The sequence below is a fragment of the Ornithinimicrobium sediminis genome (assembly GCF_021272345.1).
Classification (GTDB): Bacteria; Actinomycetota; Actinomycetes; order Actinomycetales; family Dermatophilaceae; genus Ornithinicoccus; species Ornithinicoccus sediminis_B.
Window position 1 is genome coordinate 690,525 of record NZ_JAJSDQ010000001.1, and the last position, 19,942, is coordinate 710,466.

Sequence of the window (19,942 nt, forward strand, 5' to 3'; positions counted from 1 at the left end):
GCCCGCACGGGACGCGCGTCAGGGACCTAGGTTCCACCCCGGCGCAGGAACCAGGCGGTGCGGATCCACGATGACGATCTGGTCGCGCTCGGTCCTCACCACGCCCTCCCGTCGCAGCTCCCTCAACACGCGGACCACGACCTCACGCACCGTCCCCACGGCATCGGCCACCTCCCGCTGGGTGACCCGGACCTCGATCTCGTCTCCCGGATCGCGCCCTGGGTCCTGCTGGGCAGCAAGGTCGAGCAGATGCCGGGCCACCCGCTCACGCACGGTTGCGAAAGCGCTGCCGGGGATCTCTTCGACGAAGCTCACGACCCGTTCGCTGAGCTCGACGAGGAATGCGTTGGCCACGCGAACGTCGTGGGCAGCGGCCCGCCGAGCGACAGCGGCGTTCATCCTGAGCAGCTCGGCGTCGACCACCGCCTGCACCGAGGCCGGCATGACGAACCGGTCCGAGAACAAGGACACAGACCCGACGAGCGCACCCGGCCGGCAGTAGCGAACCGTCATGGTGCGCCCATCGGGTGCGGTCACGAAGACCCTGACCACACCAGTTACCATGAGCTCCAGGTGCGGAGCAGGCTCACCCTCGCGGTGGGTGACTGAGCCGGCCGGGACCTTGGTCCGGACCGCGCCGGCGAGCAGCCGGTCCAGCACCTCCGTCGGCAGCACGCGCAGGTGAGACCTGCCCACAGCCGTCAGCACGTCAGGATCCACAGTCCGACCCTACGGGTGCCATCTGCCGAGGAGCTCCGAGGCCGGACCCGGGGTCCACGCTGGTAGTCCGCCTTCCCGCAACGAGCGAGTGGACCGAGGGTGCACCCCGGCCGCACGGTCCTACTGGTAGGAGATGAAGTCGGGGGTGGGCTCGACCTGCATCGTGGCCTCGGGGGTGAACGGCCCGGGGACGTCCTCGTCGTAGAAGTTCTTCCAGCCCCAGTGCTCCACGTTCGGCGCGTGGTTCTGCAGGGCCCGCCAGGTGTCCATCTTGCTTCCGTGGGGTCCCTGCCCGTCGGCGTGGATGAGGACGGCGACCTCGGGACGGGACCGGTCCACGTCGTCGGCACCCGGGATCATCCGGATCTGGAACTGGTGCAGGACCAGGATCTTCTGCGGCAGGTCGTGCTCCTGCACCAGCCCGGCCATCCAGTCGACGACCTGGTTGACCTCCTCGACGTCGACCGAGCCGATCCGCACCATGTGCCTCTCGTCGGGGCCCAGGCGCCACTCCGGGTCGAGCGCGAGCCCCACGTGCGGCAGCCGCAGCAGCTCCTCGTAGATCTGTGCCTGCGTGAGGAAGTCGGTGCGCCCCGGCTGCAGGTCGAGGACGACGTAGACGTCCTTCTCCGCGGCCAGCTCCACCAGCGGCCGCAGCTGCTCGACCGGCAGCTCGTTGGAGTAGTTGCCGTCAGGACCAGCCTCCTGGGCGGCGACGGTGGCGATGATCTCCAGCGTGGGCACCACGGGCTGGTCGGTCAGGGACTCGTACCAGGACGCGTGCTCCTGGGCCCGCGTGATCGTCTGCTCGATCGGCTGCTCGCCGAGCACGCCGAGCGCGCCGGTGCTCGGGGTGCCGTAGAGCGCCACGTAGGTCTTGCCCGGCAGCGCCGTCAGACCGCCTCCGGGCAGCTCGACACCCGTGGCCGCCGCACGTGCGCGCCAGTCCAGCGAGTCGGGGTCGCCGAACTCCGCACCCAGTCCCACCAGGCTCGTCACGTCCGAGCCGGCGTCGGCGAAGGCGGCCAAGGACTCCGACGTGGCACCCGGGTCACCCTCGGGCAGGACGAGCACCTGTGCCCCGGCGGCCCGGGCCGTCCCGACGGCGGAGGTCTGTGCGGGGTCCCCGGTCGACAGGACGAGGGCGCCGTCGAGCGGTGGCGGGGGCGCGGTCTGGGGCAGCTCGTCCCGGTCGGACTCCAGGGGTGCCGGGGTCTGCGGCCCGGCGGTGCTCCCGGCACGGTCGGCCTCCTCCCCCGTGGACCCGTCGCCGGGTGGCTCGGTGGAGCCGTCCGCGTCGCTGGGTGCCGGGGCGGCCGTCGTCGCGTCGTCGTCTCCGGTGCCGTCGTCTCCTGTGCCGCTCGACCCGTCCGGCACGAGGATGACAGGCGAGGCCTGGTCCAGGTCGGCGACCTGCTGCACCTGGTCGTCCGGTCCCACGGCGCTGCGCTCGGCCTCACCTGCGACGAGGGAGGCGAGCTCCGCGTCGTCGGCGGGCACGACCACGTCGATGCCTGGGTCCTGCACGGCACCGACGACGAGGGCCACCTCGGTGCCCAGCCGGGCCAGCTCGTCGGACGTCCCGGGACCGTCCACCAGCACGGGGACGCCCAGGGCCACCGCGGCCGACGCCGCCCGCAGCTGCTCCTCGGCGGAGGTGAGCACGACAACGGGGGCCTGGGCGAAGAAGTGGGCGCTCGTGGCGGCACCCAGGGTGCCGGGGTCACCACCGTCGAGCACCACCGTGCCCTCCTGGGCCGTGGAGACCGTCGCCACGAGGGCGTCGGGGTCGACGGAGGAGCCGTCGGTGCCACGGGCACCGTCACTTCCCTCGACGTCGTCCCCGTCCGAGCCGGGCGAGCACGCGACGAGCAGCAACGCCAGCATGGCGGTGGCCGCCACGCCCCGGCGCCGAGGGCCTCGTCGTGGGACGTCGCCGAAGGACAGGCGGTCTGACATGGTGTGCTCCCGAGCTCGTGGACGTTCCCCAGGCTAACCGCGCTCGTCCGTGAGGTCGCGACCGAGGGCCATCTCGGCGGGTCACTCCGACCGACCGGTCACCACGCGACCAGCTCGGAGGCCAGCGCGAGCACGACCGGCAGCACGGTGGTGAGCACGAACGCCGGGAGGAAGGCCAGCCCCAGAGGCACGACCAGGCGGACGGAGAGACGTGCCGTGGCGGTCTCGACCCCGGCCAGGGTGTCTCGCCGCAGGTCTGCCGCGGCGGAGGCCAGCAGCCCTGCCGGAGGCACACCGGCCCGCCCCGCCAGCCCCAGCGCACGGCGCGCCGGGTCCCAGTGCGCCGGCACCAGCTCCCACGCCTCGTCGTCGTCCAGCCCCCAGGCCACGCCCGCTGCCACGGTGAGCAGCTGTCTGCCCAGCGGGCCGCCCACGGCCCGGGCGACCTGCCGTAGGGCTCCCTGCAGGTCGGTGCCTCCGTCCATGGCCAGGGCGAGCAGCTCGAGCGACTCGGGCACGCCCGCCTCGAGCGCGTGGCCCGGACGACGGTCTCGGCGGCCACTCGCTGCGCCGGCCACCCGCCACGGACGGCTCCGGGGCCAGAGCAGGACCGCGAGCGTGAGTGCCAGGGCCGCGCTCACGCGATCTCCCGCACCACGCCGCGCATCATCCGTGCCACCAGCCACCGCCCCACCAGCAGCATGACGAGCCCGCTGCCCAGCGAGAGCGCCCCGAGGAGGGTGCCGTACAGCTGGTCCGGCCCCAGCCCCAGGGTGAGAGCAGCCAGCGCCCCCAGCACGGGCAGGACGCTCAGCAGGGTGGATGTCGCACGGGCACCCGCGGTCGCGGTGTCGAGCCGCTGACGCAGCTGGGTGCGCGCCCGGGACGACGCCGCCGTGGAGCACACCGCCTCGGCGAGGGGGCACCCCAGACGCTCGCTGAGGCCCCAGGCCCGGGCCAGCGCCGCGATCTCGGGATGCTGCTCGTGTCGGGCCACCCGCTCCCAGACCGCGCCGGCCGGACGGCCCTGCTCAGCGGCTCCCAGCACCGGGCCGAGGACCGTGGAGCGCCATCCGTCCCGGTCGACCACCAGACAGGCCCGCAGTGCCTCGGCCGGCGTGAGGCCCGCCCGCAGCGCCGCTCCGAGGTCGTCCAGCAGCTCGACGACACGGGTGTCCGTCCCGCCCCCGCCCCGGCGCAGGCGGCGCGCCGCCCACGTGCTCCCCCGGTCCAGTGCCCGGCGACCACGCACAGCCGTCAGCGACATCGCCGGTCCGCCCGGCCGCAGGAGGAGCGCGACCACGACCAGCACCGCCGCCGCCGTCACCGCGCCTCACCCTCGGTCAGCTGCCGCAGCAGCGGCCAGCCGGGGCCGCGGTGCCACCCCTCGCCCTGTGCCCGCAGCGCCGTGTGCACCTCGGCCGCGGCGCCCGACCGCTCGAGCACCGCGATCTCCTCGACCCTGCGGACCCCGCACCGGCGGCCGACATGGACGACCACCCGCACCGCCGAGGCGACCTGGGTGTGCACGGCCGGCCCGTCGAGCCCCGCCAGCGCCCCGAGAGCCTCGAACCGGGCGACCACGTCGGCGGCGGAGTTGGCGTGCAGGGTGCCGCACCCGCCCTCGTGGCCGGTGTTCATCGCGGCCAGGAGCTCGCGGACCTCCGCGCCTCTGACCTCCCCCAGGACCAGCCGGTCGGGACGCATCCGCAGCGACTGGCGCACCAGCGTCGTCAGGGTGACCTCGCCGCGCCCCTCGACGTTGCGCCCCCGCGCCTGCAGGTGCACCACGTGCGGATGGTCCACCCGCAGCTCGCGGGTGTCCTCGACGACGACGATGCGTTCCTGCGGCGGCACCACGGCCAGCATGGCGCCCAGCAGGGTCGTCTTGCCGCTGCCGGTGCCGCCGCCGATCACGAAGGCCACCCGGTGACCGACCACGGCACGCAGCAGGCCGGCGGTCGTCGGGTCCAGCATCCGCCACTCCTGCAGGTCCTCCAGGCTGGGCACCTGCCTGCGCGGGACCCGCAGGCTGATGTGCGCTGCCCCCTCGACCAGGGGCGGCAGGATCGCGTGCAGCCGCACGCCACCGGGCAGCACACCGTCGACATAGGGCGCCGCATCGTCGAGCCGCTGCCCCGCCAGCCCCGACAGCCGCACGGCGAGGCGGCGCAGCGACGGCTCGTCCCGGATCTCGACCGCCGCTGCCTCCAGGCCCCGGCCGCGGTCGACATAGACGCTCCCGGCGCCGTTCACGAGCACGTCCGTGACACGGGGGTCGGCGACCAGGTCCTCCAACGGCCCCAGCCCGAGCACGGCGCGGTGCAGGTCCTGCCGGGCCACCCCCGGGTCGGCCTCCGGGGCGTCCGCCCTGGCCCGGGCCAGTCTGCCCACCCGGTGCGGGGTGGGCAGGTTGCCGCGGAGGATCTCGGCGTGCAGGAGCGGGTCGACCTGGCTCATGCAGTGTGACGGTAGGCAGGCGTGGGCGGACGGAGCGTGTCGTCCACAGGTCGCAGGTGCCGCGACCACCCCGCGTCGACCCTGTGCATGCGACCCCCCACGCACTATCCTGAGGGCACCCAGCAGAGGGAGGGTCGGCGTGACGCACCGGCACCGCGGCACGGTGGGCGGTCTCGTCCCGGCCCTGCGCCGTCGCCTCGAGGGCCTGGGCGCTCCTGCGGACCCCGGTCCGGCCCTGCCCGGAAGGCTGCGCCCAGGCTGGGCCACCGCCACAGTGGTCGGCGCGCTCGTGCTCGTGCCCTTGGGGCGGCACGCGCTCGGCTGGGACATGCTGTGGCTCGGCCCGCCGGCGGCGGTCGCCCTGCTGGCCTTCGCGCGATGGTCGGGGCTGTCCTGGGACGAGCTCGGCCTCTCCCGCAGCACCCTGGCCCGCGGAGCGCTCTGGGGCGCAGGCGCAGCCGCCGTCGTGGGGGGCGTGTACCTCGTCGGTGTGCTGCTGCCCGCCACCCGGACGGCGTTCGTCGACACCCGCTACCAGGGGTCCGCGCTGGAGGCACTCGCCACGGCCCTGGTCGTCATCCCGCTGGGGACGGTGCTGTTCGAGGAGGTCGCCTTCCGCTCCGTGCTGTGGGCCTTCCTGGCCCGGCACGCACCCGCCTGGCAGGTGATGGCCGCGACGTCAGGGCTGTTCGGGCTCTGGCACGTGCTCCCTGCGCTCGACTCCACGGCCAACCAGGCCGTCGCGACGCTCGGCGACGAGCCCGCGGCCCGGGTCGGGATCGTGCTCGGCACGGTGGTCCTCACCACGCTCGGTGGGCTGGTCTTCGCCGAGCTGCGCCGGCGCACCGGCAGCCTCTGGGCACCGGTCGGGCTGCACTGGGCGACCAACGGGCTGGGCGTGCTCTTCGGGGCTGTCGCGACCCGGCTGGACTGACCTGGCCGGCTGCCCGACCGACCTGGAGGTGGCAAGGGGACGGCCCCGGCTGGGGGGGTAGCCGGGGCCGTCGACGCTCGAAGCCTGGGGGGTGGCCCCGAACGCCCGCGCTCAACCCCGAAGGGGAGCGCTGTGCGATCAAGTATGCACGTCGGGTGGGCCAACTGCAAGCACGCCCCCGGGGGTTTGCCGGAGGTCCTCAGGATGCGTGCCACGCGCGAAGACGCCTCGTCCAGCGAGGCGTCTTCGCGGCGATGGCGTCCGAGGGAACAGAGCGTGCATCTCTAGCCGTCGGGATGGGTCAAGCCCAGCCAGACCGGTCCATCAGTGGACTGCCCGCGCGTGGGTCCTCAGGCCGTCACCGCCGGAGGTTTCCGACGGGCGAAAACCTCTCCCCCTTGATACACCCGCGGCGACGCAAAGACAAGGACAACCCGCATCGCCGCAGGTCAGACGGTGCGACCTGCGAGCACGGCGTCGGCGACCGCGATGCCGTGGGCGGCCGCTGTCTCCGCCGCCTCGGCGCAGTGGAGCAGCCACAGCCGCACCCCCTCCGGCCCTCCGGACACGTATGCCGTGAGCGCACCCCGGTAGTCCGCGCCCACCTTCTCGGCGTGCCCGGCCTCGGGGACGGCCACGCCGGTGGGGTCCAGCCCGCCCGCCCGCAGCACGACCCGCTCCAGCGCCCGGGCCACCAGCCCGTTGCCCTGGACGAACGGGCGGGCGGCGACGACCTCGGCGTGCACCAGGGAGGCCACGAGCAGCGCCGGCGCGCGGCCCTGCGGCACTCCGCCCAGCAGCTCGGCCAGCCCGGCCAGCCGGCCCGCCAGGTCCACCGGCTCCGGCGGCGGCCCCAGCTCGACCCACTCCGCGCACTCCTCGCCCGCGCCACGTGGCCGGCCCACCTGGCCGGCCGGCAGCACCAGGGAGGCAGCAGCCACGTGCAGGTGGGCCAGCACCTGCGCCGGAGCAGCCAGCTGCGCCGCACCGACGTGCTCGGTGGCCGCGGTCACCTGCACCGCACAGCGCAGCGTGCGCCATACGGGGTCCGGCTCGACCGGCCACTCCTGGGCCCCCCGCACGAGGTCGCGCACCACGCGCACGCTCCCCTGGGAGCCCGCCACCTCGGCCCCCTCCAGCAGCGCGCTCGCCGTCGCACCCCGCACCCGGGACTCCGCTGCCGCCTCCGGGATCCGCCGGCGCAGCGCCTGGTGCCACCGCAGCCGGGTGCACGCGTCCCTGGCGGAGGCGACCGCGTCGGCCACCCCCGGAAGGTCGAGCAGCGCCGCCACCGGGTCCGGCGCCGTGGCGCCACGGGGCCGGGAGATGTCCGTCACGCCCGGCAGCCTACGTGCACTGCCGTTGCCGAAACGGCGGCGAGTAGGTTGAGTGAGAACTCCGACCGACGTCGCTCAGGAGGCACTGTGACCGAGGAAACGCTGTCCAACCTGCTCCACGAGGAGCGGACCTTCCCACCGAGCGAGGAGTTCGCCGCGCAGGCCAACGGCACCCGTGCGCTCTACGACCGTGCACAACAGGACCGTCTCGGCTTCTGGGCCGAGCAGGCCCGCGAGCTGCTGCACTGGGACACCGACTTCACGCAGACGCTCGACTGGAGCGGCGCCCCGTTCGCGAAGTGGTTCGTGGGCGGTGAGCTCAACGCGTGCGTCAACGCGGTGGACCGGCACGTGGAGGCCGGCCACGGCGACCGGGTGGCCCTGCACTTCGTCGGCGAGCCCGGCGACACGCGGGACATTACCTACGCCGAGCTCCACGACGAGGTGCAGCGAGCCGCGAACGCCCTTCTCGCCCTAGGGGTCCAGGCCGGGGACCGGGTGGCGGTCTACCTGCCGATGATCCCCGAGGCGGCCGTCGCGATGCTGGCCTGCGCCCGCATCGGCGCCCCGCACTCGGTCGTCTTCGGCGGGTTCTCCTCCGACGCTCTGAGAGCCCGCATCGCGGACGCGGAGGCCAAGGTCGTCATCACCGCCGACGGGGGCTACCGGCGGGGCAGACCGTCCGCGCTCAAGCCTGCCGTGGACGCCGCGGTCGACGGCGACAGCACGGTGGAGCACGTGCTCGTCGTGCGCCGGACAGGGCAGGACACGCACTGGACCGAGCGTGACGTCTGGTGGCACGTCGCCCTGGCGGAGGCCCCGGCCCAGCACGAGGCACAGGCGTTCGACGCCGAGCACCCCTTGTTCATCCTCTACACCTCCGGCACCACCGGGAAGCCCAAGGGCATCTTCCACACCACCGGCGGCTACCTCACCCAGGCAGCGTTCACCAGCAGGTACGTCCACGACATCCATCCGGAGACCGACGTCTACTGGTGCACGGCCGACGTCGGCTGGGTCACCGGGCACACCTACATCGTCTACGGGCCGATGGCGCTCGGGGCCACCCAGGTGATGTACGAGGGCACCCCGGACACGCCGCACCAGGGCCGCTGGTGGGAGATCGTGCAGCAGCACGGCGTCACCATCTTCTACACCGCGCCCACCGCCATCCGCGCCTGCATGAAGTGGGGCAAGGAGATCCCGGCCCGGTTCGACCTCTCCTCGCTGCGCCTGCTGGGCTCGGTCGGTGAGCCGATCAACCCCGAGGCGTGGGTCTGGTACAGCGAGGTCATCGGCGGCGGGCGGTGCCCCATCGTCGACACCTGGTGGCAGACCGAGACCGGCGCGATCATGGTCAGCCCGCTGCCCGGGGTCACCGCCACCCGGCCCGGCTCGGCCCAGCTGGCCGTGCCCGGGATCTCGGTCGACGTCATCGACGAGGCCGGCGAGTCCGTCCCGGACGGCTCGGGAGGCTACCTGGTGGTCACCGAGCCCTGGCCGGCGATGCTGCGCGGCATCTGGGGCGACCCGGAGCGGTACTGGGAGACGTACTGGTCGCGCTACGAGGGCCGGTACTTCGCCGGTGACGGCGCCAAGAAGGACACGGACGGCAACATCTGGGTGCTCGGCCGGGTGGACGACGTGATGAACGTGTCGGGCCACCGGCTGTCCACCACCGAGATCGAGTCGGCGCTGGTGTCCCACCCCAAGGTCGCGGAGGCAGCCGTGGTGGGCGCGACCGACGCGATGACCGGCCAGGCCGTCTGTGCCTTCGTGATCCTGCGCTCGGAGGCCGTGGAGGAGGCCGACGAGCCCGGTGAGGGCCGCGAGCTGGTGCAGGAGCTGCGCACCCATGTGTCCACGCAGATCGGTCCGATCGCCAAGCCGCGGCAGATCCTCATCGTCGCCGAGCTGCCCAAGACACGCTCGGGCAAGATCATGCGCCGGCTGCTGCGCGACGTGGCGGAGCAGCGCGACGTCGGCGACGTCACGACGCTGGCCGACTCGAGCGTGATGGACACGATCAAGGCGGGTATGGCGCAGAGCTGAGCCGTCACCCGGGAGCCCCGGAGGGCAGCGTGCTTAAGGAGTGAAGTTTTGCCAAATCTTTGCCCACGAGGACTGCTCGCCTGACCCGCGAGGATGCATCATGGAGGTGTCGACGCGGAGCCGCACCACCAGGTGCACGCCCACCGGCTGTCACGGGACCGGTGCAGCGTCGATGGGTGCCCACCCGACACAAACAGGGGGTGTCGGGTGGGCACCAACAACGTCCGGTCCCTGCTTCGGGCTCCTCCCTCCGCACGCGTCCTGAGGCGAGGCGTCGCTCGTCCGGCGAGCCCAGGGACGACCAGATAGAGTCGCGCCATGGCTACCTCAGCAGAGTCGACAGACGCGCCGCCCTCGCCGCCGCAGGGGGTCGTGCCCGAGCGCACCATCGGCCAGCTGGTCGCTGACGCCTCCGCCGACATGTCCGCGATCGTGCGCAGCGAGATCGAGCTGGCCAAGGTCGAGATCACGCAGGACGTCACGCACGCCGGCAAGGGCATCGGGATGTTCGTCGGTGCCGCGGCGCTGTCCGCCTACGGCTTCGGTCTGCTCCTCCTGGCCGCCGCCTGGGGGCTGGCGGCGGCCGGTCTGCCGCTGTGGGCGGGGCTGCTCATCGTCGCCGTCGCGCTCTTCCTCGTCGCGGGGATCCTGGCCCTGGTGGGCAAGAAGCAGGTCGGCAAGGTGCAGGGCAAGCCGGTCAAGGCGATCGACAACGCCCAGAAGACGGTCGCCGTGGTCAAGCCGCCCGCTCGGAAGCCTGACCAGCCGGCGCCCGCCGGCGTCGGGCCCGCTGTCGCGACGTCGGGCGCCACCGCGGCCACGGAGTCGCGGCACGCCTGACCCGGTCGCGGGTCTCAGGCCGACAGGTCACGCACGTCGCCGCGGTCCCACTCCTGGGTCAGCCCGGCCAGGTCGAGCACCTTGTCCAGCAGGCCACCGGTGAACCCCCAGACCAGCAGGCCCTCCGCGTCGAAGGCCGGCCCGACGAACCCGCTCGGGTGCCGCACCAGGAAGCGGCGCCGCGGGTCGACCAGGTGGTCGACCGGCACCCGCAGCACCTGCGCCACCTCCTCGGGCTGGCGCACCCAGACCGGCGCCGGCCGTTGCCACCACGCGAGCACCGGGGTCACGTCGTAGCCGCTGACCGGGATGTGCAGCGCCGGCAGCTGGGCGACGACCTCCACTCCCGCACGCTCCAGCCCGATCTCCTCGTGCGCCTCCCGCAGCGCCGTGGCGGCCAGGTCGGGGTCGCCGGGCTCCCGGCCACCGCCGGGGAAGGACACCTGGCCAGGGTGGGAGCGCATGCTGTGCGAGCGCTCGGTCAGCACCACCTCGGTGCGGCCGTCGTGAGCGACCCCGAAGAGCATCAGCACCGCCGACTCGCGCCGCCCGCCGCCCTCGGGCGGCAGGAAACGGCTGAACCACTCCCCCGGGACCGTGCCCACCCGGTCGATGAGCTCGTCCATCCACGACGGCCTCACCGCGGCGGCCCCGTCCTGAGCAGGGCACGCGCCGCCTCCGGCTCGGTCTCGCCGACACCGTAGGAAGGACACAGCGCGGCGACCGGGCAGGCCCCGCAGGCGGGACGGCGGGCGTGGCAGGTGCGACGCCCGTGGAAGATCAGCACATGGGAGAGCTGGGTCCACTCCCGCGGCGGGAAGAGCGCACCGACCTCGTGCTCGACCTTGACCGGGTCCTCCAGGTCGGTCCACCCCAGCCGCCGCACGAGGCGGCCGAAGTGCGTGTCCACCGTGATGCCGGGCACCCCGAAGGCGTTGCCGAGCACGACGTTGGCGGTCTTGCGACCGACCCCCGGCAGGGTCACCAGGTCGCCGAGCCGGCCCGGCACCTCCCCGTCGAAGCGTTCCACGAGCGCCGCGCCCAGGCGCAGCAGGGACTCGGACTTGGCCCGGAAGAAGCCGGTCGGCTGGATGACCGCCTCCAGGTCCTCGCGGGCTGCACCTGCCAGTGCACGGGCGTCGGGGTAGCGCGCGAACAGCGTCGGGGTGACCCCGTTGACCCGCACGTCGGTGGTCTGCGCGGACAGCACCGTGGCCACGAGGAGCTGGTAGGGGTCGGCGAAGTCCAGCTCGCAGTGGGCATCCGGGTAGCGCTGCGCGAGGAGGCGGTAGGTCCGGCGCGCCCGACGCTTGAGGGCCAGCGCGGACTCGCCGGACACGTCGAGGGCACGGCGTGGGGGACGGGGTGCCGAAGGGGTCGTCACGTCGGGCAGCCTACGTCGGCACGGCGACACACCCCTGCCTGATTCGTCACATTGGTGGCAGTATGTCGAGCGTGGACAGTCAGATCGTGATGAAAGCGCCCCTCTTCGCCGCCTTGGACGAGGACACTGCCGAGCGCCTGGTCACCTCGATGTCCCCACGCATGCTGGCGCGCGGGGAGCAGCTCTTCCACGAGGGGGACCGTGGGGACTCGCTCTACGTCATCATCTCGGGCAAGGTGAAGCTCGGCCGGGCCAGCAGCGACGGACGGGAGAGCCTGCTGTCGGTGCTGGGGCCGGGCGAGATGTTCGGCGAGCTCAGCCTGTTCGACCCCGGCCCCCGCCTGACCAGCGCGACGGCGGTCTCCGACACCGAGCTCATCGGCCTGGACAACAAGGACCTGCGGGCCTTCCTCGCCGACCACCCCGAGGTGGCGATGCAGATGTTGGCCGGCCTGGCCCGCCGTCTGCGGCGCACCAACGAGGGCCTGTCCGACCTGGTCTTCACGGACGTTCCCGGCCGGGTGGCCAAGGCGCTGCTCGACCTCGCGGGACGCTTCGGGCAGCCCGCCGAGGGTGGCGTCCGGGTCCGGCACGACCTCACCCAGGAGGAGCTGGCCCAGCTCGTCGGCGCCTCCCGCGAGACCGTCAACAAGGCCCTGGCCGACTTCGCCGGACGGGGCTGGCTCAGCCTGGGCGCCAAGTCGGTGACGCTCCTCGACCTCGACCGGCTGCGCCGCCGGGCTCGCTGACGGCGCTCACTCACCCCTCGTCGAGGTAGGCCAGCTGGGCGAGCACGCTGAGCCGTGCCGCCGGCCACACCTCGCGGGGCACGTCGGCATACACCGTGCGCACCACGAGGTCGGCGAGGTCCTCTCCCGCCTCCCGCGGGACGTCGCCCACCCCACGGACGGCCTCGCGCACCTGGGCCAGGCGCTCACGGCGGTGCTCGAGGTAGTAGCGCACCGTGCCCTCCGCGTCGGGCACGACCGGGCCGTGCCCGGGCGCGATGCTCGTCACCTGACCACTGCCGGTGAGCCGCGACAGACGCTCCAGCGAGGCCAGGTATGCCGCGAGCTCGCCGTCCGGGTGGGCGACCACGGTGGTGCCTCGTCCGAGCACGGTGTCTCCGGTGAGCATCACCTGCTCACGGGGCAGCAGGAGACTGACGGAGTCGGCCGTGTGACCTGGGGTGGCCACCACCAGCAGCTCCAGCCCGCCGACCACCATGACCTCGCCGTCGGCCAGGTCGTCGTGCCCCCGGCCCGCCGCACGCACCGGGGCCCCGGTGAGCTCTGCGAACCGCGACGCGGACTCGGCGTGGTCGGCGTGGTGGTGCGTGAGCAGGACCAGGCCCACCCGGGCGCCGGCGGCGTCGACGTCGTGCAGGACCCGGGCCAGGTGACCCTCGTCGAGCGGCCCGGGGTCGACCACCACGGCCACGTCGGCACCAGGCTCGCGCAGCACCCAGGTGTTAGTGCCGTCGAGCGTCATCGGTGAGGGGTTGGGGCACAGACGGCACCACGCCCGCTCGCCCCAGGCCCCGCCCTCCCAGGCCGGTGCCGTGCCGGCGGTGCCCGACCGCACCGCTCAGCCCTCGTCCGGCGCGTCAAGGACCCCGTCGCCGTCGGCGTCCACGGGCGCGCGCATCCACAGCGACCCGGCGTGCTCGACGGGCCAGGGCTGGACCCTGCGCACCGGGCGGACCGAGCCCAGGAAGGAGGCGACCGACCCGGCGGCCACGAGCTGCTCGGCCAGCACCTGGGTGGGCGGCAGCATGTCCTCGTGTCCGGCGGCCTGCTCCGCCAGCATCTGCGCGGCCGGCACCCAGCGAGCCTGCGCCGCCTCGGTGGTGTGGCCGTCGGCCTCCTGCCCTTGCGGCATCGCCGCGGCGAAGAAGTGGGTGTCGTAGCGCCGGGGCTCACACACCGGCGTGACCCAGTGGCCCACGTGGCTCATCAGGTCGCTGCGCAGCACGAGTCCCCGTGCGGTGAGGAGCTCGGCGAAGGAGTGGCTGCGGGACAGCAGGCCCTGCCGGTCGGCGTGCCACGAGGGGTCGTCGAGCTCACCCACGAGGTCGTCGCCGTGCGGGCCGGCCAGTAGCACCCCGCACTCCTCGAAGAGCTCCCGCGCGGCCGCGAGGACCACCTGTCGGGCCTGCGGCTCCGGGAGGTGGAGGGCCCGTGCCCAGTGCTGGGCCGACGGTCCGGCCCACGGCGGGTCGGCGTCGGCGTCCCGGGGGTCGACACCGCCACCGGGGAAGGCCATGACGTCCGGCGCGAACGCCATGGTGGCGGCGCGGCGGAACGCGAAGACCTCGACCCCGTCGGCGCCGTCGCGCAGCAGCAGGACGCTGGCCGAGGGCCTGGCCTGCGGCGCCCCCCGCGAGGGGTCCGCGAGCCAGGCCCGCGCGGAGGCGACGAGCGGGCCCGGCATCGGGAAGTCCCGGTGCACCGCGTCGTCCTCAGCCGCGGACGGCGACGGTGATCTCCACCTCGACCGGGGTGTCCATGGGCAGGACGGCGACCCCGACCGCGGAGCGGGCGTGCACGCCGGCCTCGCCGAATGCCTCACCCAGCAGCTCGCTGGCGCCGTTGATGACGCCGGGCTGCCCCGTGAAGGCCGGGTCGCTGGCCACGAAGCCCACGACCTTGACCACCCGGGTCACCCGGTCGAGGTCACCGACGACGGACTTGACCGCAGCGATGGCGTTGAGCGCGCAGAGCCCGGCCAGCCGCTTGGCCTCGGCCGGGTCGACCAGGCCTGCACCCTCGCCGACCTTGCCGGTCGCCGGCAGCGTGCCGTCGACGAACGGCAGCTGGCCGGAGGTGAAGACCAGCTCTCCCTGCCGCATCGCCGGCACGTAGGCGGCCACGGGGGCCGCGACCTCCGGGACGCTGAAGCCCAGCGCCTGCAGGCGCTCCTCGACGGCGCTCACGACGTCTCCCGCTTGAGGTAGGCGACGAGGTTGGACCCGCCGTCCGGGCCGGGCACGACCTGGACCAGCTCCCACCCCTCGGAGCCCCACTGGTCGAGGATCTGCTTGGTCGCGTGGATGATCAACGGCACTGTTGCGTATTCCCATGAAGCCATGGGGCGACTCTAGCCCCGTCGCACAGACGTCGGGGCGGCCGGTCAGCGCAGCGGGTCGAAGGCGGCCAGCTCCGGAGCGGCGACACCCGAGACGATCCGGTCCGCGAGCAGCCGCGCCGTGGCCGGCCCGTGGCACATCCCCCACATGCCGTGCCCACCGTGCACCCACACCCCGGGGGCGCGGACGGGGCCGACGAGCGGCAGACCGTCGACCGTGACCGGTCTGGACCCGACCCACTCCTCCCGGCGGCGGTCGAGGTCCAGCCCCTGGAACAGCGGCCGCGCCGCCGCGACGATGGCGTCGATGCGCGCCGGCTGCAGCGGGGCGTCTGGCGGGCGGAACTCCATCGTGCCGCCCAGACGCAGCCGGTCGCCCAGGGGCGAGGCGACGACCCGCTGGTGGGGGAAGTACACAGGCACCTCGACCCGCTCCCCCTCCGGCTGGTCGAGGGCGAAGGAGTAGCCGCGCCCGGCGCGCAGCGGCACCCGCACGCCGTAGCCACGCGCGAGCTCGGGCAGCCAGGCACCACTGGCCAGCACCACCGCGTCGGCGCAGACCGGGGTGCCCCCCAGCACGTCGACGGCGATGCCACCCGGGCCGTGGCGCAGCCGCCGCACCTCGGCGCCGACCCGCACGTCGCCACCGCGGTCACGCACCACGCGGGCTAGGGCCGCGACATACCTGCCCGGGTCGACCGTGCGCTGGCCGTCGATGCGCACCGCCCTGCGCACCCGCGCCGACAGCGTCGGGGCCAGCGCGTGCAGCGCCGCGGCGTCGATGTCGTGCGCGTCGAGCTGCTGACCGGCAGCGCGCACCAGCTCGAACTCGTGCAGCAGGCCCTCGGCGTGCTCGGGCTCGGTGAACGCGGCCATGATCGGGCGGGCGCGGCTGCGGACGTCCTCCGGCAGCGAGGCGTCCAGCACGTCGTAGGCCGCGAGCGCCTGACGGTTGACCGGCACCAGGGCGGCCATCGTCCTCCGCCAGGTGGGCATCGTGCAGCGCACGGCGAACCTCAGCAGGAAGGACCACAGGCCGGGGTCGGGGGAGGCGGGGATGTGCAGGGGCGCCGCGGGGTCGGTGAGGGCGGTGAGCCCGTGCCGCAGCACCGAGGGCTCCGCCAGCGGGATGGCCAGACCCGGCGTGATCCAGCCGGCGTTGCCCCAGGACGCACCGGCGGCCACCGCGGAGCGCTCGAGCACGGTGACCTCGACCCCGTGGTCCTGCAGGAACCACGCGGTCGACAGTCCGGCGATCCCTGCTCCGACCACCACGACGTGACGGGGGGCTGCGGGTCCGTGAGCCATGCCGCGGACGCTACCAGCGCGGGCTGGCCTTGCCCCGCCGGCCCGGCCGGGGTGGACTGTGCCGATGACCGAGCCCGAGGACGTCCTCACCCGCCCCGCTCCCCCACCCAGCCGCAGCGTCCACTACGGCCCGGGCGAGCACGAGGTGTACGACGTCCACGACCCGGGCCCCGGCACCGAGGCGTCGGGGGTCTGCGTGGTCCTGGTGCACGGAGGGTTCTGGCGTGCACGCCACGACCGCACCCACCTGCACGCGCTCGCGGCCGGGCTGGCCGGACGAGGTCACCGGGCGGTGCTGGTGGAGTACCGCCGCACGGGGATGCCGGGAGGCGGCTGGCCGGGCACCGGTCTGGACGTGGCGCGGGCGGTCCAGGTCGCCCGTGCCGCGGAGGCGGGTCCGGACACCCCCGTGGTGCTCGTGGGCCACTCCGCCGGTGGCCACCTGGCACTGTGGGCCGCCCACCAGCCCGCCGCGCAGGGCGTCCGTGGCGTGCTGTCGCTGGCCGGCTGCGTCGACCTGGCCCTGGTCGCGCAGCTCGGGCTGGGTGACGGCGCGGCACAGGCGCTGCTGTCCGGCATACCCGAGGAGCGCACCGCGATGCGTGAGGCAGCCGACCCGGCCCGCCTCGGCTCGTGCCCGGTGCCGGTGCGGCTGGTCCACGGCACCGAGGACACCGAGGTGCCGGTGGAGGTCTCCCGCTCGTGGTGGGCCGCCGCCGGACGGCCGGGCACCGACATGCTGACGCTGGTCGAGGGCGCCGGGCACTACGACCTGGTCGACCCGCGCTCACCGGCGTTCGACGTCGTGGAGCGTGTCGTCGTTGACCTCGCACTCAGGCTCGCCCCGTAATGTGGTAGTTATGCGGACTGCCACGACCTTGGCCAAGGTGACCTCCCTGCTCGGGGCCTTCCTGGCCATCTCGGTGCTCATGGGTCTGATCGGGGCCGGCCTCCTGCTGCCCCTCGTCGGGTCCGCCGGGTCGGCGGCACGCGAGGGCGTCGGCATGTTCGAGGAGCTGCCCGGCGACCTCGAGTCCAACCCCCTGGCACAGCAGTCGCGCATCGAGGCGGCCAACGGCGACCTCATCGCCACGCCTGCCCAGGAGAACCGCATCATCGTCGAGCTCGACCAGATCGCCGAGGTGATGCAGCTCGCCCAGGTCGCGATCGAGGACGAGCGCTACTACGAGCACGGCGGTGTCGACCTGCAGGGCCTCGGCCGGGCGTTCGTGACGAACGCGACCACCGACGACACCCAGGGTGGCTCCACGCTGACCCAGCAGTACGTCAAGCTCTCGCTGCAGGAGGAGGCCCGGCAGAAGGGCGACAGCGACGCCCTGGTCGCGCTGCAGGCCCGCAGCGGGATCGACGGCTACGTCCGCAAGCTGCGCGAGATGAAGTACGCCGTCACGCTCGAGGACCGGCTGACCAAGGACGAGATCCTCGAGGGCTACCTCAACCTGGCCTACTACGGCGACCGCACCTACGGCGTCGAGGCGGCGGCCCGGCACTACTTCGGGGTGCGGGCCAGCGAGCTGAACCTGCCGCAGGCTGCGCTCCTCGCCGGTGTCGTCCGGGCACCCGGCGTGACCGACCCGGTCAACAACCCCGAGGCAGCCGTCGCCCGCCGCAACGTCGTGCTGGACCGGATGTACGACAACGAGATGATCTCGGAGAAGGCCTACCGCGAGGCTCGCGAGTCGGAGCTGGAGCTCAACCTGCGCGACAGCCAGCGCTCCTGCCTCAACTCCGCCCACCCCTACTTCTGCGACTACGTCACGGAGTGGCTGCTGCAGAGCGACGCCCTCGGTGCCACGCGGGACGAGCGCGAGGCCAAGCTCACCACCGGTGGCCTGACGATCACCACCACCCTCGACCCGGAGCTGTCGCAGCTCGTCCGGGAGACCACCCGCGAGTTCACCCCCCAGGAGAACGAGTACCTCCTGGGCAGTGCCGTGGCGATGGTCGAGCCGGGGACCGGCAAGGTGCTGGCCATCGGCCAGTCCTCCGACTACGCCCTGCAGGAGTCGGAGGACCGGCTGACCGCGACCTCGGTCAACTGGAGCGTCGACGGACGCTACGGGGGCAGCTCGGGCTTCCACATCGGCTCGATCGCGAAGGCCTTCAGCATCATCGCCGCCCTGGAGCGGGGCACCCCGGTGGAGACGAACCTGGCGATCCGCGAGCCGGAGACCGTGGACTCCACCGGGGCCTGGCTGGAGAACCCGGACGACCCGGTGACCAGCCCCGAGGGCAGCACCCACCCCGCCGGCATCTTCTTCCCCGAGGACTTCGAGAGCGAGTGCACGATCGGCACCGACTACTGGAGCGTGCGCAACGCGGAGGACGCCAACCACGACCCGCTCATCAGCCTGCGCCGGGCGACCGCCGCCTCGGTCAACACCGCCTTCGCGACCATGGCCACCCAGGTCGGCACCTGCAACATCCGCGACACGATGAGCAAGATGGGTCTCACCAGCGCCGACGGTGACGCGTTCGGTGCGGGCGGGGCCGGGGTGCCCCCCACGTTCGTCCTCGGGTCCGACAACGCCAGCCCGCTCACCGTGGCCAACTCCTACGCGACGATCGCCTCCGGCGGCCTCTACTGCCCGCCGGTGCCCGTCGAGCAGATCGTCGACTCCAACGGTGAGGAGATCCCGATCCCGGTGCAGGAGTGCGAGCAGGTCATCGACGAGGACGTGGCCGCCGGCGCCGCCGAGCTCATGCAGGAGGTGGTGAGCCTCAACGGCTCCGGCTTCCGTGCCGTGCTGGACAGCGGCCAGCCCGCCGGGGGCAAGACCGGCACCGCGGACGAGTCCAAGCACACCTGGTTCGCCGGCTACACCCCGCAGGTCTCCACGGCGGTCTGGATCGGCTCACCGGGCGAGAAGTACGACGGCAACCTGCGTGACATCAGGCTGGGTGACTACAACGTCGAGGGCCAGCTCTACGGCTCCAAGCTCGCCGCTCCGATGTGGAAGGTGCTCATGGAGGACGCGCTGCAGGGCGTGGACGTCCAGCAGTTCGACGAGCCCTCCCAGACCATGCTCGAGGGCGAGCAGCGCACCGTGCCGGACGTCAGTGGCCTGCAGGTGGACGAGGCCCAGGACGAGCTGGCCGACGCAGGGCTCGCCGGGACGGCGATCCGGGTGGCCTCCGGGTCGCCCGAGGGCACGGTGCTCTACACCTCCCCCGGCGCCGGCTCACGGACCCGGTCGGGCGACCCCCTCGAGATCTTCGTCTCGGGCGGGCAGAACGCCCCGCCCCCCAGCAGCCTCGGTGAGGGCGGCGGCACCGGGGCCGGCAACGGCAACGGCTGAGCCGACGACCCGGGTGCTGAGCCGTCGGTGCTGAGCCGGCGCCTCAGGCCTGCAGCGCCCGTCGCACGGCGGCGGCGACCCGGCCGCCTTCCGCCTGGCCGGCCACCCGCGGCTGGAGCACCTTCATGACCTGGCCCATCTGCTGCATACCGCTCGCGCCGACCTCGGTCACGGCCTCGGCCGCCATCCGGTCGAGGGTGGCGTCGTCCAGCTGGGCCGGCAGGTAGGCCTCCAGCACGGCCAGCTCGGCCTCCTCCCGCGCGGCCAGCTCGGGGCGGCCAGCGTCCGTGTAGGCCGTGGCGGCCTCCCGGCGGCGCTTGGCCTCCTTGGTCAGCACGCCGATGACGTCGGCATCGCTCAGCTCGCGGTGCGCCTTGCCGGCGACCTCCTCGTTGGTGACCGAGGTGAGCGCCATGCGCAGGGTCCCGGACCGGACCTTGTCCTGCTCGCGGATGGCGGTGTGCAGGTCGTGCTGGAGGGTGGCCTTGAGGCCGGGCGTCGTGTCGGTCATGGGCGCCATGATCTCACCGACCGGGCTGGG

At 73.6% G+C, this 19,942-nt stretch carries 20 protein-coding genes; 6 read left to right on the top strand and 14 right to left on the bottom strand.

The features are described from left to right. Positions 1-18: 18 nt before the first annotated feature. The 5 genes from LVO85_RS03180 to LVO85_RS03200 all read right to left on the bottom strand — a co-directional run bounded on the left by LVO85_RS03180 (position 19) and on the right by LVO85_RS03200 (position 5,139). Positions 19-720 carry a Crp/Fnr family transcriptional regulator gene (locus tag LVO85_RS03180; protein WP_232745936.1) on the bottom strand — a complete coding sequence of 234 codons (702 nt, stop codon included), beginning with the start codon at positions 718-720 and terminating at the stop codon, positions 19-21. Between the two features lie 120 nt (positions 721-840). Further along, positions 841-2,679 carry a hypothetical protein gene (locus LVO85_RS03185; RefSeq protein ID WP_232745937.1) on the bottom strand — a complete coding sequence of 613 codons (1,839 nt, stop codon included), beginning with the start codon at positions 2,677-2,679 and terminating at the stop codon, positions 841-843. A 98-nt stretch (positions 2,680-2,777) separates the two neighbouring features. After that, a complete protein-coding gene (locus tag LVO85_RS03190; RefSeq protein WP_232745938.1) occupies positions 2,778-3,320 on the bottom strand; it encodes a type II secretion system F family protein in 543 nt (180 codons plus the stop codon). Then, positions 3,317-4,006: a type II secretion system F family protein gene (locus tag LVO85_RS03195; RefSeq protein ID WP_232745939.1), complete on the bottom strand. Its 690-nt coding sequence runs from the start codon at positions 4,004-4,006 to the stop codon at positions 3,317-3,319. Before LVO85_RS03195 ends, LVO85_RS03190 begins: the two co-directional genes overlap by 4 nt. Then, the gene (locus LVO85_RS03200) at positions 4,003-5,139 is read right to left on the bottom strand and encodes a TadA family conjugal transfer-associated ATPase (protein ID WP_232745940.1); all 1,137 of its coding nucleotides are present in this window, start codon (positions 5,137-5,139) and stop codon (positions 4,003-4,005) included. The genes LVO85_RS03195 and LVO85_RS03200 overlap by 4 nt, the downstream gene beginning before the upstream one ends. Before the next feature lie 139 nt (positions 5,140-5,278). Between LVO85_RS03200 and LVO85_RS03205 the strand changes: the two genes are divergently transcribed. After that, complete coding sequence (locus LVO85_RS03205) at positions 5,279-6,073, top strand: CPBP family intramembrane glutamic endopeptidase (protein WP_232745941.1); 795 nt, start codon at positions 5,279-5,281, stop codon at positions 6,071-6,073. Positions 6,074-6,522: 449 nt separating this feature from the next. Here LVO85_RS03205 and LVO85_RS03210 read toward each other — a convergent pair whose 3' ends face one another. Then, entirely contained in the window at positions 6,523-7,410 is an 888-nt protein-coding gene (locus LVO85_RS03210; protein WP_232745942.1) for a Fic family protein, read from the bottom strand. An 87-nt stretch (positions 7,411-7,497) separates the two neighbouring features. On the opposite strand from LVO85_RS03210, the gene acs reads away from it, so the two are divergent. Continuing rightward, the gene (gene acs, locus LVO85_RS03215; protein ID WP_232745943.1) at positions 7,498-9,462 is read left to right on the top strand and encodes an acetate--CoA ligase; all 1,965 of its coding nucleotides are present in this window, start codon (positions 7,498-7,500) and stop codon (positions 9,460-9,462) included. A gap of 318 nt (positions 9,463-9,780) precedes the next feature. Continuing rightward, the gene (locus tag LVO85_RS03220) at positions 9,781-10,302 is read left to right on the top strand and encodes a phage holin family protein (RefSeq protein WP_232745944.1); all 522 of its coding nucleotides are present in this window, start codon (positions 9,781-9,783) and stop codon (positions 10,300-10,302) included. Between the two features lie 14 nt (positions 10,303-10,316). Here the strand turns inward: LVO85_RS03220 and LVO85_RS03225 are convergent, their stop codons facing one another. Then, a complete protein-coding gene (locus LVO85_RS03225) occupies positions 10,317-10,928 on the bottom strand; it encodes an NUDIX hydrolase (protein WP_232745945.1) in 612 nt (203 codons plus the stop codon). 11 nt (positions 10,929-10,939) lie between these two features. Continuing rightward, positions 10,940-11,686 (bottom strand): endonuclease III, encoded by a 747-nt coding sequence (gene nth / locus LVO85_RS03230; RefSeq protein WP_232745946.1) that lies wholly within the window; start codon positions 11,684-11,686, stop codon positions 10,940-10,942. 71 nt (positions 11,687-11,757) lie between these two features. Here nth and LVO85_RS03235 point away from each other — a divergent pair, with 71 nt between their 5' ends. Continuing rightward, positions 11,758-12,435, top strand: a complete 678-nt coding sequence (locus tag LVO85_RS03235; RefSeq protein ID WP_232745947.1) for a Crp/Fnr family transcriptional regulator — start codon at positions 11,758-11,760, stop codon at positions 12,433-12,435. A gap of 10 nt (positions 12,436-12,445) precedes the next feature. Here LVO85_RS03235 and LVO85_RS03240 read toward each other — a convergent pair whose 3' ends face one another. From LVO85_RS03240 to LVO85_RS03260, 5 genes are read right to left on the bottom strand one after another with little or no spacing between them, the layout of a single operon-like run. Beyond that, the gene (locus LVO85_RS03240) at positions 12,446-13,270 is read right to left on the bottom strand and encodes an MBL fold metallo-hydrolase (protein WP_408637664.1); all 825 of its coding nucleotides are present in this window, start codon (positions 13,268-13,270) and stop codon (positions 12,446-12,448) included. Between the two features lie 3 nt (positions 13,271-13,273). Beyond that, on the bottom strand, positions 13,274-14,137 hold the full coding sequence (locus LVO85_RS03245; RefSeq protein WP_232745948.1) for an NUDIX hydrolase: 864 nt from the start codon (positions 14,135-14,137) through the stop codon (positions 13,274-13,276). Between the two features lie 10 nt (positions 14,138-14,147). Then, the gene (locus LVO85_RS03250) at positions 14,148-14,621 is read right to left on the bottom strand and encodes a RidA family protein (protein ID WP_232745949.1); all 474 of its coding nucleotides are present in this window, start codon (positions 14,619-14,621) and stop codon (positions 14,148-14,150) included. Next, positions 14,618-14,776, bottom strand: coding sequence for a DUF4177 domain-containing protein (locus LVO85_RS03255; protein ID WP_232745950.1), 159 nt, complete (start codon positions 14,774-14,776; stop codon positions 14,618-14,620). Before LVO85_RS03255 ends, LVO85_RS03250 begins: the two co-directional genes overlap by 4 nt. A gap of 42 nt (positions 14,777-14,818) precedes the next feature. Beyond that, positions 14,819-16,081, bottom strand: a complete 1,263-nt coding sequence (locus tag LVO85_RS03260) for an NAD(P)/FAD-dependent oxidoreductase (RefSeq protein ID WP_232745951.1) — start codon at positions 16,079-16,081, stop codon at positions 14,819-14,821. A gap of 64 nt (positions 16,082-16,145) precedes the next feature. On the opposite strand from LVO85_RS03260, the gene LVO85_RS03265 reads away from it, so the two are divergent. Further along, entirely contained in the window at positions 16,146-16,931 is a 786-nt protein-coding gene (locus LVO85_RS03265) for an alpha/beta hydrolase family protein (RefSeq protein ID WP_232745952.1), read from the top strand. A 10-nt stretch (positions 16,932-16,941) separates the two neighbouring features. Beyond that, entirely contained in the window at positions 16,942-19,401 is a 2,460-nt protein-coding gene (locus LVO85_RS03270) for a transglycosylase domain-containing protein (protein WP_232745953.1), read from the top strand. A gap of 43 nt (positions 19,402-19,444) precedes the next feature. Here the strand turns inward: LVO85_RS03270 and LVO85_RS03275 are convergent, their stop codons facing one another. After that, entirely contained in the window at positions 19,445-19,912 is a 468-nt protein-coding gene (locus tag LVO85_RS03275; RefSeq protein WP_232745954.1) for a GatB/YqeY domain-containing protein, read from the bottom strand. Positions 19,913-19,942: the final 30 nt, after the last annotated feature.